Raw genomic sequence first — 14,602 nt, forward strand, 5'->3', positions numbered from 1 at the left:
GCTGCGAGCGAGAAATGGAGAAATTCATGCAGCTCCGCAGACCGCCGCCGCATATTCGGAAGGAATTTGATTTGGGTTATCGGATTCTCAATCAAAGCGTGGAGATATTCGAAATACGCCCAGAGTGGAGAAATCCAGCCTCAAAAATTGAGATTCCTGTGGCAAAGTCCACCTATGTCAAGACGCAGAAGTGCTGGAAGATATATTGGCAGCGCCAGGATCTGAAGTGGCACTCCTACCAGCCAATGCCCTAGGTGAGTTTCTTTGAGGAATTTCTGTCTGTGGTCAATGAGGACTTGCATGGCTGCTTCTTCGGCTGAAAGAACACATAACAAGAGGCTGCACCGGATGAATTTTCGCTGTCATCCTTTGTGCATAAAGCCGCACAAAGGCCGCCATCAAAAATTTACCCGGTGAGCCGGGCGTTATGGCGCGTGAAGAAAAGGACTGATAGTCATTAATGAATGCTGAAAACGCAATTGAAACTCATTATAGAAAACTTGCTGATGGTTTGAGCAATGAATATGAGGAGCTATATGAGCCTTTTGAAAACGGAAGGCTAAGAATTTTGTTTTCAACGCTTCATGCGATGCTGATTAGTGCATTTGACTCAATGAATCACAGATTGCCGACTACGGAAGAGTCCGCTCACTTCTGGGCAGATCCAAGTCGAGAATTGATTCAAGCTATTGAAATCGTTGAAGCTTTAGAACGATCCTTAAAAAGATCAGAATTTGCTTTTGCAATCGAGGAGTACTACAGGAGAACGCTATCTTTATGCAAAACATTTTTAAGCAAAAGCGGTGGTAGCTCAATACCACCCAATACAGAAAAGATTGAGTTGTACTATACGATTCCCATCTTCTCTCCACAAAATTCTATTGTTATAGAGAATCAAAAGAATGTTTCTGATTTAAAGCTGATCGGAAGAGGGTCATATGCGCAGGTTTTCAAATATGATGATAAGTTTTATAAAAAAACATTTGCTTTAAAGCGCGCCAATAAAGATCTAACCGATAAAGAGCTAGACAGGTTTAAGCGTGAATTTAATCAGATGCGCGGCCTAAATTCTCCATATGTTTTAGAGGTGTTTGGGTACAATGAAACAAATAAAGAGTATGTGATGGAGTTTATGGATGCATCATTGGACGAATATATATCTAAGAACAACGCAAAGCTCTCTTTTGGTGAGCGAATGAAGCTTGGGCTTCAAATAATTAAAGCTTTTTCGTACATCCATTCAAAAGCCATTCTCCATAGAGACATAAGCCCTAAGAATATTTTACTTAAAATATACGATGATGTGGCAGTTGTAAAAGTAGCAGATTTTGGGCTGGTGAAGATTGTCGATAGTAACTTAACATCCGTAAATACAGAGTTTAAAGGTTACTTTAATGACCCTAATTTAGTAGTAGAGGGATTTGATAGTTACGATATTCTACATGAGACCTATGCGCTTACTAGAATTCTATATTATGTCTTAACTGGAAAGACTCGTACTGACAAGTTTTCCGAAAATATGAGAACGTTTGTTGAAAAAGGCCTCAACAGTGATAAGGGTCGTAGGTTTAAAGATATTGATGAGTTGGGCAAAGAATTTCAAAATATTAAGCTTGGTTGAAGGGGCTGTGAGCCATAACAAGTGGCTGTTGGCCGACAAATATTCCGCTGCGCTCCGCATTTTGGCAAAGCCAGGCGTTATGCAGTGGTTTTCGCCGGATCAATAAACATTAAAAAAGAGTTATTATGAAAAGAGTAGCATTTGCTTCATGTTGCCGTTATGAGGCTTTCCCACATATACCTCACGAAAATAAACAACCCGAGTGGAAAGAAATTCAAGATGCGAATCCTGATTACTTATTCCTACTAGGTGACAATATCTATATGGACTATGGAGTTTCATTTTTTAGCCAAGAGCCTATAGGCTCTCCAGAAAAGCTTAGTTTAGAAGCTTTTGAAGCTATAATGAATGGGAAATATGCTCAACAGTTCTCAGTGCCAAGTTTCAAAAGTTTGATCTCAGAAATGCGTTCTAAAAGTGCATTATTTGCAACATGGGATGACCATGATTTTGCCTGGGATAACGCTTGCGGGTGTGATGTGCCAGAAGATAAGAAAAAAGCTTCAACTAACTTATTCAAAAAGTGGGTTCTAGGACAGTCAGAGCCAGATGATAGTCCCATCTATCATTATGTGGACTTGCCAGAAAACAATCCCACTGCGAGGTTCATTATTTTAGATAACAGGAGTTATTCGGAGCGAATAAATAGACACTCTGATGGAGAGGATGAATTCACATCCCCATCAGAAGGAAAGAGTATGCTTGGAGAGGTTCAGCTAAATTTTTTATTGGATAAAATGCAGCACGGCCTCCCCCATACGTTTATATGTTCTGGGCTTAGCTTGACTCAAGGTAATGAGAATTGGTCAAACTATGAAGAAGAGTACGATATTTTCTCCAAGGCTGTGGAAGAATCGAGTAGCAACGTTTTTTTTGTGGCTGGTGACATTCACAAAAATAAATTATTAAAACCAAACGCTAAGCGACCGTGCTATGAAATCATATCATCAGGAATATCTATTAACTATTTGGGCCTCCCAGCTGATTTTGATGACTGCCACAACTGGGGAATAATTGAATTTGATACCTGCCAAGTAAATGTCCAATTTAATAAAGCAAAGCTGAATGATGTTGGAGGCATACAAGAAATAAAAAGTCGAACTTATAATTTACTCTAATGCGAGCTATAACAAGTCAATCAACTTCGCTCCTTTCAGTCGCCGGACGCAGAAAACTGCGCCGGTTATGGGTGCCGGGGTCAGGTCTGAATGGCACTTACTTAAGCGATAAGGCATTGATAAAGAAGGAAAGAAGCTGATCCAATAGCAGGGTGTTTATCTCGCCAAAGAACCACACCACTGCCAAGGATCAGCTCGAATGCATGCTAAACATAACCGCCTGCACCAGCAAGCCATCAGGGAACAGGTATCAGAGCAGGATGCAATGCGGTTTTTCAAGCTGCTGACGTCGCCCGAACTCTTTGGAGAGCTGTGATTCGGGGTCAGGTCTTGCATCGAGAGCTGTGATTCGGGGTCAGGTCTTGCATCGTGCCCCCAGAATGCACGATAAAGGCCTGTCCCCATGTTTGCAGGCAGCCTGAAGAGGGAAATGGGGTCAGGTCTCCCATTTCCCAAAGCTGATGCCCTGCGAGCGAGAGTCGGGGTAAGATCTCACATTCCAGTTTTAACCAGGCTCTCTCCCCATAGAATGGAAGAATATCCATGAAGGATCATTTCGGCTCTTGTCTGTGTGGCACCGTGCGGTTTCAGATCAAAGGGGATTTCGACCGCTTCTATCTCTGCCACTGCCAGCATTGCCAGAAAGATACAGGCTCAGCACACGCCGCTAATCTGTTTTCCTCTTCCGCGCAGTTGCTCTGGTTGTCGGGTGGCGAGGTAGTCAGGACGTTCACGCTTCCTGGTACCCGGCATGCCATAAGTTTCTGCTCGTTGTGTGGCTCGGCGATGCCGAATGCGCAGACATCGGGTCTGCTGGTGGTGCCTGCAGGGTGCCTGGACACGCCAGTCCCAGTGCTGCCAACGGCACATATTTTTTTGGCCAGTAAAGCGGTTTGGGAAGACGAGATTAATGATGCGCCAGGGTTTGATGGGGTGCCTGGTTGAACTTTTCTGGGCTTGTCGGCATCGAAGGAGGCAAGGTTCAGGTCGTCCCCCGTACTCGGAATAATAGCCAAGAAGCTGATCTAAACGGTCTGCCGGAAAATGCTCATGTATAAAGCTCTCGCGATCATAATGGCGTTGCTGCTGTTTGCTATTCAGGATGTGTTTGCCGAGGAGGGGGAGCTCTTAACACGGGCAGATGGGTCAGAGATCACGTTCTATCTGGACCAGAAAGGAAGCAGCCATTTGCTGGTGCTGATGCAGGGCTCAGACTGCAATAGTGTGGCCCATAGCAAGGTGATTAATGATCGCTTTGCCATCGTTATTGGTGATGCGGATGTCCTTACGGTGGAGAAGTATGGCCTTACCCGGTCGGTTTCCTGGAACGGTTCAGGGGATAGCCCGGATTGTCCGGCGTCATATTTCGAGCATGACTCGCCACAGCAGCGGACGGACGATTATCTTCAGGTGATGTCCTGGCTGGATAACCAATTTCACTATGACCGCATTACGCTACTTGGTGGAAGCGAGGGGGCGTTGGTGGCGGTGATGGTGGCTTCCCGCAGTGATTCGGTGAGTGCGGTTGTCTCTCTGAATGGCGGTGGCCGCTTTTTCGTCGATGATGTACTGCACAGTATGGCGCTTGAGCTTCCTCCGGTGGCATTGGAAGAAGCGAAACAGGGTTTTCTGGCGTTGGCCGCCTCTGTCGAAGCTGTCGAGAATATGGACCTTGTGATGAGCGGCCATGGGTTTCGTTGGTGGAAGAGTATGTTGGCCGCAGACCAGACTGAACTGCTGATGAGCGTCCGCGCCCCGTTGCTCATTATCCAGTCTAGCCTTGATAAAAGCGTTTCTCCCAAGCTGGCTTACGATCAGGCTCAGACACTGAAGAAAAAGAAGAATAATGTCGACTTTCGGGTTTATACGGAGCTTGATCACAAGTTCCATGACGCTTCTGGAAAGGATCACTCGAACTTGGTTATTTCTTCCATCAAGGACTGGCTGGGTCGCCAGCGTCGCACAAGCGAGGCCTTGTGACGGGCTTGGTCAAAGGATATATAGGCCAGGTCTTGCATCATGCATTTAGGCGCACGCTGAAAGGCCTGCCCCCAATCTTGCTGATTGACAATTCAGTGACCTTTGAGAATGATCAACCCATGAACTCAACGCTTCAGCAACAGGCACTGCGAATTATCATCATCCCATAGGGGTGGTGTGGTTTATGCTGCTTTGTTGATTTCAAACCCACCCAATGAGGTGGGTTTGTTGTTTCTGCCTCTTGGGAATGTGTATTTCAGGAGGATTAATGAGAAAAGTCGCGGTTTTTGGCAAGCCAGGTAGTGGCAAGTCCACATTAAGCAAAACGCTGGCTGCCGCATCTGGCATCCCTTTGTATCCGTTGGATTCGCTGGTATACAAGCCCAACGGTGAGTCGGTAGAGCGTGCATTATTCGACGAAGCGCATGAACAATTACTGGCCTCAGACAGCTGGATCATCGAAGGTTTGGGGCCGCTGGCGTCATTCCATCAGCGCTTGAACGCTGCGGACACACTGGTTTATGTGGACTTGCCGTACTTCACCAGCTACTGGTTTGTGACCAAGCGTTTGCTCAAAGGCCTGTTTGTGAAACCGGAAGGCTGGCCAGAGGGGAGCTCTGTGTTCAAGGGAACGCTTGAGAGCTACAAGATGCTGAGATTGTCCCCAAGGTTCTGGAACGCAGACTTTCGTTCCCGGCTGGAAGCGTTATCCACGGGTAAAACTCTCCATGTGATCACATCGGTCACTGCACTTAACCACTTCGTGCGTGATCACCTTTAGTTGCAGGCGAAGGATTCGGGTCAGCTCTTGCGTGCACGATGCAAGACCTGACCCTGGTATTGACCCTAAGGAGCTTCGGGGTCAGACCTCACACTTCCCAAAGTTGATGCCCTGTGGGATTAGAAGAATTCACCCTGGATGCTCCGGCCCTGTCCGGAATTGGTTGACCTCTACCGTTCAACCTTTAAATAGAAGGAGACCGATTTCCCGGTTTTCACCTTCCCCGCTTGATCATCCGCGCTCTCACGGTCCACGCTGGAATCCGTTTCAATAATCGGGAGGGACCCCATGTCCAAGCCAGCCAAAAATACCGTCTGCCTGTGGTTCAATTGTGATGCGGAGGAGGCCGCACGGTTTTATGCCAGTGTGTTTCCCGATACCACCGTGGATGCCGTGAACCGGGCGCCGGGGGATTATCCCGCCGGCCAGGAAGGGGATGTGATTACCGTGGAGTTCACGGTGATGGGCATTCCTTGTCTGGGGCTCAATGCCGGCGATGCCTTTAGCCATGATGAGGCCTTTTCGTTTCAGGTGGCCACGGACGATCAGGCAGAAACGGATCGCTACTGGAATGCCATTATCGATAACGGCGGGCAGGAAAGTGCCTGTGGCTGGTGCAAGGATAAATGGGGGCTCTCCTGGCAGATTACGCCGGTGGTGTTGACTCAGGCCATCAACAGCCCGGATCGGGGGCTGGCTAAGCGGGCTTTCGAGGCCATGATGACCATGCACAAGATCGATGTAGCGGCTATTGAGGCGGCCTGCCGTAACGACTGACCACGCACCGAATTCGTGGTTATACGCTCAAGCGGGTTCGGCGTCATGGGCGCCGGCCAAGGTCTTACCTGTGCATCCCCGCACAGCCTGCAAGGCTGACCGGTTTCCCGCTTTTAATTCGGGTCTTTGCTCTTAAGCGCCCGCCGCTCTCCCTGTCTTGCGTCCATTTCACTCCGGGTCGCTCTCTGCGGATCCGGGGGATAACGGCCCTGATCCACCTTGCGGGTATTCAATATCGAAAACAATGTTTATACCTAAGTCGTATGCTCTCCGCTGTTTGCGTTGGGTAAGCTTGGCAGGGATAAGTGCTGAAAGCGGAGTGTCCTGCCTGTTCCTTGTCAGGGGGAGGGCGGCGGGCAGAGGGTGTATGCCACGCAGGGCGCGGCAGTTCTGAACGTTCCGGACAACAACTAACACGCAACGGGTGCCCGTGTGCGCGGGTTTGCCGTGGGAGCGGGGAATCCAGGGGCTATCAGCGTCAGGAGACTGGTCAGCCTGTGTGGGGAAGGCAATGGCGGAAACGGTAAAGGAACTGCAGGAAGCGCTGACGGCGCTTCAGGCACGGCTCAAGGAGTACGAGCATCAGTCCAAACAGCTTGATATGGTGATCAAGGCCACTGGCGTGGGTATCTGGGACTGGAATGTGCAGACCGGCGAAACCGTTTTCAATGAACGCTGGGCGGACATTATTGGTTATACCCTGGACGAGATTTCACCGGTGAGTATCCAGACCTAGATCACCTACGCTCACCCCGACGACCTGAAAGAATCCGACCGGCTGTTGCGTGACCATTGGGCCGGGAACACGGATTACTACATTTTCGAATCGCGCATGAAGCACACGGCCGGACACTGGGTCTGGGTCTATGATGCCGGGCAGGTGGTGGAATGGAACGATGACGGTAGCCCGAAACGGATGGTGGGCACCCATCTGGATATCACCCGCCAGAAGGAAATGGCGCTGCAGCTGTCGCAGGCGAACAAGGAATTGGCAGAGCTCAGTTACGTGGATGCCCTTACCGGTATCTCCAACCGCCGAGCCTTTGACTGCAAGTTCTGTGAGCTGGTGTCGGCCACCCGGCGCACTCGCTCTGCGCTGTCGCTGATGATCATCGATATCGATTTCTTCAAACAGTTCAACGATCTCTATGGTCATGAACAGGGAGACCATGCGATCCGTGAGGTGGCGCGGCAGGTGGCGGCGACGCTGCCGAGGAGAACGGACTTTGCCGCCCGTTATGGCGGTGAAGAGATTGTGGTGTTGTTGCCCTATACCCCAAAAGCCGGGGCGATTGCCGTGGCGGAGAAAATCATTGAGGCGGTACACCGTTTGCAGATTCCTCACGTCTATTCAGACGACAAGGGCTGTCTGTCCGTGAGCATTGGTGTGGCCACGGCCAATGAGGCCTATGACGATCTCTTCCAGCTCGCCGACCAGGCGCTCTACGACGCCAAGCACGCTGGCCGCAATGGTTTTCGGGTGAAGGCCGCAGATTGATCCGGCACTGTTCATGGATAGTTGAACAGTCACTAGCTCGCCACCATGACTCTCTCATTCAACAGTGCTTCGATTTCCGCAATGCTGGCCGGATCATCAATGGTGGACGGCACGGTATAGCTTTCGCCGTCGGCAATCTGGCGCAGCAGTTTGCGCAGGATCTTGCCGGAGCGGGTCTTGGGCAGGCGCTGGGCGATGAGGGTGTCCTTGAGGCAGGCCACGGCGCCGATTTCCTGACGGATACGGGCGACCAGTTCGCTGTTCAGGGTGTCTGCCTCCACATCCATGCCGTCCTTGAGCAATACCAGCCCCAGTGGGACCTGACCTTTCAGATCGTCGGCAATGCCGATCACCGCACACTCGGCCACGGCCGGATGGCCGGCCAGCACTTCTTCCATTTCTCCAGTGGAGAGCCGGTGCCCGGCCACGTTGATCACATCGTCAGTGCGACCCATGATGAAGACGTATCCGTCGTCGTCCTTGTAACCGCCGTCACCGGAGGTGTAGTAACCCGGGAACTGTTCCAGATAGCCCGCCAGGAAGCGCGGGTGGTTACCCCAGATGGTGGGCAGGCAGCTGGGGGGCAGCGGCAGTTTGATGGCCACGTTGCCTTGCTGGTTGGGGCCCACTTCGTTGCCGTTGTCATCGAGGATGCGCACGTCGTAGCCAGGGCTGGGCAAGGTGGCCGAGCCCGGCTTGCAGGGCCTGGGCTCCACACCCATGAGGTTGGCGCAGATGCCCCAGCCGGTTTCGGTCTGCCACCAGTGATCCACCACCGGCAGGCCGGTGATGTGTTTTACCCAGTCGTAGGTGGGGGGGTCGAGCCGTTCGCCGGCCATGAAGATGGATTCCAGTGACGACAGATCATGCTTGCGGATGCCATCGGCGTTGGGGGCTTCTTTCTTGATGGCGCGGAAGGCAGTGGGAGCAGAAAACAGGGCCTTGACCTGGTACTCCTCGACGACGCGCCAGAAGGCGGCGGCATCCGGGGTGCGTACCGGTTTGCCTTCATAGAGCACGGTGGACAAGCCACTGATCAGCGGGGCGTAGACGATGTAGGAATGCCCCACCACCCAGCCCACATCAGAGGCGGCCCAGAAGGTGTCGCCGGGGTTCATGTTGTAAATCGCTTTCATGCTGTAGTGCATGGCCACGGCGTGGCCGCCGTTGTCACGGACCACCCCCTTGGGTTTGCCGGTGGTGCCGGAGGTGTAGAGGATGTACAGCGGATCGGTGGCCAGCACCGGGGTGCAGTCGGCGGGTGCGGCGGCGTCTACGGCGTTCTGCCAGTCCAGATCCCGTCCTTCGATCAGTGAGGCAAGGGCCTGGGAGCGTTGGTAGATGATGCAGTGTTCCGGTTTGTAGCTGGCCTGCTCGATGGCCGCATCCACCATGGGTTTGTACTCGATCACCTTGTTCACTTCCACGCCACAGGACGCCGAGACAATGACCTTGGGCTGTGCATCGTCAATACGGATGGCCAGTTCGTGGGGGGCGAAGCCGCCAAAAACCACGGAGTGGATGGCCCCCAGACGTGCGGTGGCAAGCATGGCCACCACGGCTTCCGGGATCATGGGCATGTAGATCAGCACCCGGTCGCCCTTGCCCACGCCCTGTTGCTGCAGGGCGCCGGCGAAGCGGGCCACGCGGTCGGTCAGCTCGGCGTAGGTAATGGTCTGCTTGCTGTCGGTCACTGGTGAGTCGTAGTAGATGGCCACCTGTTCACCGCGGCCCTTTGCCAGATTGGCATCCAGCGCCATGTGGCAGGTATTCATGACCCCGTCAGGGAACCAGCGATCAATGCCGTTTTCGTCCTTGCCGACAATGGTGGCAGGAAAGGTGAACCAGTCCAGCTGCCGTGCCTTGTCGGCCCAGAAGGTGTCGGGTTCGTTGATGGATGCAGAGTACTCTTCCTGGTAGCTCATCGCGGCTGACCTCATGGTGTCGCGCCCACTTCTGATGGGGCTGTGGCCCGGTGCGGGAGACCAGTGGTAAGGGCTGGATGAAGCACGGGCAGTTAAGGGTGTCTTGATGGGATGCTATGACGAGGGGGTTGGCCAGTGAATTAGACTAAAGTGGGGAAAGGAGGCGCGGCACACATCAGGCTTCATGGGAGCCCATAAGGGGATGGCTTGTGTTTTGTAGGAGCGGCGGTTCCGCCGCGAAGCGATGGGTTTAATCGCGGTCGAACGACCGCTCCTACAGAAGCCGCGGAAAAACGTAGGGCGGAAATCGGCGAGAGCCGATCTCCGCCGTGTAGCCGCAACGGGAGAAGGGCGGACCTGCCAACCGCATCATCTGTTCAGGGGAACAGGATTTCATCGCCGCATTTTGATTCTCGCAGATGCCTGTCTCGTGGGAGCCTGCTTGCAGGCGAATGTTGGTGCGGAAAGGGCTATTCGCTTGCAAGCAAGCTCCCACAGGAGCCTGGAATTATGGTGTGGGAGCTTGCCTGCAAGCGATATGCGCCTTGGCCAGTGACAGCAAGCAAATTTGAGTGACGCGAAATCCCGTAGGGCGGAAATGCCCCAGGGCATCTCCGCCATGGGCGCCAGGCTTGTCCCGGCCAATGGGGTGTGGAGGAGAGCAAAGGGTTCGTTCAGGCAAGCTAAGCGCCAGCAGGGTGTCGGTGGCGGGGTTGGGCGTGATGCATGCTGCGTGTTGCGGTAATTACCGTCAATGCAGTGGTGCGGCAGGTGGTTCACCATGGGGGCACATTCATTTACACGGAGGCAACCATGTACATCGCCATGAACCGTTTCAAGATCAAGCCGGGCTGTGAAGACGATTTTATCGAGATCTGGCGGGGCAGGGATACGTTTCTGCAAGAGGTACCGGGCTTTAAGGAATTTCACCTGTTGCAGGGGGCGAGCAACGAAGAGTACACCCTGTTTTCGTCCCATGCGGTGTGGGAGTCGAAGGCGGCGTTTGAAGGCTGGACCAAGTCCGAGGCGTTCCGCAAGGCCCACGCCAACGCCGGGGCCCGCAAGGATATCTACCTGGGCCCGCCGCAGCTGGAATGTTTTGAGGTGGTGTTGTAAGGACGCCCGATGCCGGACACCTGATGCGCAGCCCGCCCAGGTGTTCGACCTTGGCGCTTGCGTGCAAGGGGCAAAGGGGCAGGGGTTCGCAGGGCCCTGTCTGTTTTCGCTATAAACCGTTATTCCCTGGTTTGGGCCCGGGTTCGCCAGGGGAAGAGTGGCTCACGCCTGTTTTCGTCTGGTTCATCACATCGCTGAGCGACCTAACGGCTTGTCTCGGCAAGACGCTGCCAATGTGTTTCTCTCCTGACTTGGCCTGGCTTGCCATGGCTTACTTCGGATCCCCAGTTTGGTTGGATTTGCCATCGTTAGCTTGCGAATCCGCTGACGGGCCGTTGTCGTCATTGCCTTCGTTGCCCTTGTGGCTTTCCAGGTTGAGCTGCTCGCCATTGCTGGTGCGGATGTGGATGTCCAGCTGGCTGAAGGCAATTTCCACGTCCTGTTCCTTGCAGAGCGCATCAATGTGCCGGTTGAGCTCATCGGTGGCGGCCAGGCGATCGTTGATATCATCCACGTGCACCCGTAATTCATGGTCCAGGGTGCTGGCACCAAAGCCCATGAACAGCACCACCGGCTCGGGATCCCGAAGTACCCGGCGGTTGTTTCTGGCCGCTTTGAGCAGAATGTCGCGGCATTTCTCCAGATCGGAACCGTAGGCAAAGCCCACCTTGAGAATCACCCGGGTAACGGTGTCAGAAAGTGACCAGTTGATCAGCCGTTCGGTGACGAACACCTTGTTCGGCACCAGGATTTCCTTGCGGTCAAAGTCGATCAGGGTGGTGGCACGAATGCGGATCCGGCTCACGGTGCCGTCCAGGTTGTTGATGGTAATCACGTCGCCAATCCGGATTGGGCGTTCGAACAGCAGGATGATGCCGGACATGAAGTTGGCAAAGATTTCCTGAAGGCCGAAGCCCAGCCCCACCCCCAGTGCCGCCACCAGCCACTGCATCTTGTCCCAGCTGAGTCCCAGTGCGCCCAGGGTCAGCACCAGGCCGCTGGCCACGATCACGTAGGAGAGCAGGGTGGTGGTGGCATAACTGGTGCCCTGACGCAGATCCAGTCTGGACAGTACCAATACCTCCAGCAGGCCGGGCAGGTTGCTGGCCAGCAGGAACGTGACCGCCCCGATGACCAGTGAGGCGATCACATCCCCCAGGCTGATCAGTGATGCGCTGGCTTCTGCACCGGTGCCGTCAGCGGTTTCCCACAGCACAATCTTGTCGGTGTAGGCAAAGGCATGGAATACATCTGCCCATACCCAGTACACCAGCACGCCAATGACGCCCACCAGCGCCAGCCGGATAAGCCGCAATGACTGCTGGTTGACCTGTTTGAGATCCAGTTGCGGCTCTTCCACTTCCACCGCTTCCGAACTGGCGTTGTCCTTCTGCTCGCTTTCGCGCTGAGCCACTGCCCGCTTGTAGGCCAGCCGTTGTGCTGCCACGGCCAGGCCGCGCACGGCGGTGGCGTCCAGCAGGATCCACAGGGCCACCAGATAAAGGCTGAAAATCATGTGGCCGGCCAGGCGTACGGAGGTGTAGTAGTAGCCCACCCCGGTCAACACGATCAGTGCCAGCGGGGCCATGCCGCACAGGGCGGTGGACAGGGTTTTCATGGCGGCGCTGTAGTGGCGACCGGGGTAGGCCCGGGCGATGGCAGGCAGGCTGACCAGGATGGCGCCCAGGCAGGCCAGCATGATGACCAGGCCCAGGCGGTCGTTACTGAGTTGGGCGGGCCACTGGTCGCCAAAGGCAATGATGAACATCATCGGTACCAGAGCCAGTCCGGTGATCAGCATGCGGCGGCGCATCTGCTGTTGATGGGTCATGTCCCAGCGGAAGTGGCGCTGCGCAATGCCGTTGTTCTTGAGCAGCCGGTAAAGCACTTCGAACACCAGCCACAACAGTGCCAGTTGCGTGAACGCGGAGCCGATGACACTGCTGAACGTGCCCGGGGTCAGCCAGATGGCACTACCCAGCAAGGCAAGGAACACCGGTACCGGTGCCGAGATGATAAAGGTATAGAGCAGGCTGACCGGGGTATGGATCTGGCTGTCCCGGCGCAGGGAGCCCACGTCCCGGTTCATCACGGCGATTCGCTCTTTCAGCTTGGGCCGCACCAGCAGTAGCAGGATAGAGGGGATCAACATGCCGATGAGCCAGGCCCAGCCCTGGGTAAAGAGCTTCCAGGTGCTGTCCACCAATGCTTGCCAGGGCATGTTCTGCACCTGTTTCAACAGCTCGGCGGGCAAGCGCCCCAGCCAGTGAAAGCTCAGTGGTTGATTGCTCGGCATCCAGAAGGTCTGCTCGGAAATGGTGTTGTGCAGGTCCTGGGTGATCTTGCGGAGCTGGTCATGATTGAGCTGGGTGCGGGTAAGGATAGCCAGCTGGCGGGTCAGTTCCTGATCCAGCTGGTCGTACAGGCCCAGGCGTTCTTCGCGGAGCAGGGCAAACGCCCGATCGAGCGCTTCGCCACCGGGGGAGTCAATGTCCTCGTCCAGCGGGAGGCTGGCATCATCCAGCCCCTGAATGTGCTGCTCGATCTCGAACTGACGCAGGCGGGATTCGGTGATCTGCTTTTCCAGATCCAGTTCTCCCTGATCCTGGGGCAGGCTCTTTTGTTGCTTGTAGAGGATGCGCGAGAGCAGCAGGCTGCCATCGAGCATGCGAATCTGGTCGTTGACCGTGGCGGACAGGGAGCGCGCCTTGTCCAGCTGGGTCTTGGTGTCCACGGCGGTGCGTAACAGCTGATTGACGCTGTCGCTGGTGGCGGCCAGCTCCTTGCGCAAGGCCTGATTGGTTTTCATGGCCTGCTGCACCTGGGGATGCTCCAGCACCGAGGCCGATAATGAGGAATCCGGGGCGTTGGCCTGTTCTTCCAGCTGGTTGGTGCGACGCTCGTTGATTAGGGGCTGTACCGCGTCCAGGCGCTGCTCGATCAGGTTTTGCTCCAGCTTGAATAGCTGTTGCTCAAGGCGGGCAATATCCTGCTGGCGATCAATGATCGAGAGTTCCTGGTTATAGCGTTCGATGCGGGATTCCAGGGCCTTCTGCTCCGTTTGCAGCCGACGGATTTCCAGTTCTTTCAGCGGCTCGCCGTCTTCATCGGTGCCGTTGTTTAATCGTGAGCGGATGGTATTGATCCGGTCCATGGCTTCGCCGATGACTTTCTGGGCCTGCTCGGGGAGGGTCTGGGCCCGGGTCAGTTCGCTGTTGGCACGGGCCAGCTCGCTCTGGTTGGTTTCCAGGGCATCAAGCTGGGAGACCAGCACAGTGACCAGCGCTTTCAGGTTCTTGTCAGCGTAGGCTGCCTGCCAGTCGGAATCCCGCTCTTCACGCAAGCGGGTGAGCTCCGCCTCCAGACGGGTTCGCTTGGAGGGTGCCTCCCTGGCGAAGGTTTCCAGTTCCTCGATGGTGGCCTGGTTGCTGTCGATTTCCTGGCGAAACTCCAGGGTTTTTTCCAGTGTTTCTCGCTCGGGGTTGGGGCTGCCATCCTGTTTGCCTTCGCTGGTTTCAGTGAGCTGCTTCTGCAGATCACCGACACCGGGCAAGCTGAAGCTGGTTTGTGAAAACGCCAGGCAGGGTAGAAGCAGCAACAGCATCAGGGGAAGGCGTCGATCCATAACCAAACTCTCTCCAGGGGCAATTCAGCGATAGTTGTAACACAGGCAGACTCGGCACGCCTCACGGAACATGTAAAACGGACTGTCCTGCAGGCGATTTAGTGCGCAGTTCGGAAATGGGCGTGAGCCCATCTCCGACGGGACGTGGACGTTCATGGCGG

At 54.5% G+C, this 14,602-nt stretch carries 12 protein-coding genes; 10 read left to right on the top strand and 2 right to left on the bottom strand.

What is annotated here, in order from left to right; genetic code table 11:
- Positions 1–26: 26 nt before the first annotated feature.
- From HF945_RS17365 to HF945_RS05420, 9 genes are all read left to right on the top strand, one after another.
- On the top strand, positions 27–254 hold the full coding sequence (locus tag HF945_RS17365; protein WP_366492900.1) for a DUF3024 domain-containing protein: 228 nt from the start codon (positions 27–29) through the stop codon (positions 252–254).
- Between the two features lie 206 nt (positions 255–460).
- Positions 461–1,621 carry a protein kinase family protein gene (locus HF945_RS05385; RefSeq protein WP_290524724.1) on the top strand — a complete coding sequence of 387 codons (1,161 nt, stop codon included), beginning with the start codon at positions 461–463 and terminating at the stop codon, positions 1,619–1,621.
- A 125-nt stretch (positions 1,622–1,746) separates the two neighbouring features.
- Positions 1,747–2,739, top strand: coding sequence for an alkaline phosphatase D family protein (locus tag HF945_RS05390; protein WP_290524725.1), 993 nt, complete (start codon positions 1,747–1,749; stop codon positions 2,737–2,739).
- A 543-nt stretch (positions 2,740–3,282) separates the two neighbouring features.
- The gene (locus tag HF945_RS05395) at positions 3,283–3,684 is read left to right on the top strand and encodes a GFA family protein (protein WP_290524726.1); all 402 of its coding nucleotides are present in this window, start codon (positions 3,283–3,285) and stop codon (positions 3,682–3,684) included.
- A gap of 105 nt (positions 3,685–3,789) precedes the next feature.
- Positions 3,790–4,719, top strand: a complete 930-nt coding sequence (locus HF945_RS05400; protein ID WP_290524727.1) for a prolyl oligopeptidase family serine peptidase — start codon at positions 3,790–3,792, stop codon at positions 4,717–4,719.
- Positions 4,720–4,987: 268 nt separating this feature from the next.
- On the top strand, positions 4,988–5,500 hold the full coding sequence (locus HF945_RS05405) for an adenylate kinase (protein WP_290524728.1): 513 nt from the start codon (positions 4,988–4,990) through the stop codon (positions 5,498–5,500).
- Between the two features lie 288 nt (positions 5,501–5,788).
- Positions 5,789–6,277 (top strand): VOC family protein, encoded by a 489-nt coding sequence (locus tag HF945_RS05410; protein ID WP_290524729.1) that lies wholly within the window; start codon positions 5,789–5,791, stop codon positions 6,275–6,277.
- A 511-nt stretch (positions 6,278–6,788) separates the two neighbouring features.
- Positions 6,789–7,013 (top strand): PAS domain-containing protein, encoded by a 225-nt coding sequence (locus HF945_RS05415; protein WP_290524730.1) that lies wholly within the window; start codon positions 6,789–6,791, stop codon positions 7,011–7,013.
- Complete coding sequence (locus HF945_RS05420) at positions 7,014–7,775, top strand: diguanylate cyclase (RefSeq protein WP_290525393.1); 762 nt, start codon at positions 7,014–7,016, stop codon at positions 7,773–7,775.
- Positions 7,776–7,807: 32 nt separating this feature from the next.
- Here HF945_RS05420 and HF945_RS05425 read toward each other — a convergent pair whose 3' ends face one another.
- Positions 7,808–9,700, bottom strand: coding sequence for a propionyl-CoA synthetase (locus HF945_RS05425; protein ID WP_290525394.1), 1,893 nt, complete (start codon positions 9,698–9,700; stop codon positions 7,808–7,810).
- An 813-nt stretch (positions 9,701–10,513) separates the two neighbouring features.
- On the opposite strand from HF945_RS05425, the gene HF945_RS05430 reads away from it, so the two are divergent.
- Complete coding sequence (locus tag HF945_RS05430) at positions 10,514–10,816, top strand: antibiotic biosynthesis monooxygenase (RefSeq protein WP_290525395.1); 303 nt, start codon at positions 10,514–10,516, stop codon at positions 10,814–10,816.
- A 271-nt stretch (positions 10,817–11,087) separates the two neighbouring features.
- Here the strand turns inward: HF945_RS05430 and mscK are convergent, their stop codons facing one another.
- Positions 11,088–14,441, bottom strand: coding sequence for a mechanosensitive channel MscK (gene mscK / locus HF945_RS05435; RefSeq protein ID WP_290524731.1), 3,354 nt, complete (start codon positions 14,439–14,441; stop codon positions 11,088–11,090).
- Positions 14,442–14,602: the final 161 nt, after the last annotated feature.

This window comes from Alcanivorax sp. (genome assembly GCF_017794965.1).
In the GTDB taxonomy this organism is placed as follows: Bacteria; Pseudomonadota; Gammaproteobacteria; order Pseudomonadales; family Alcanivoracaceae; genus Alcanivorax.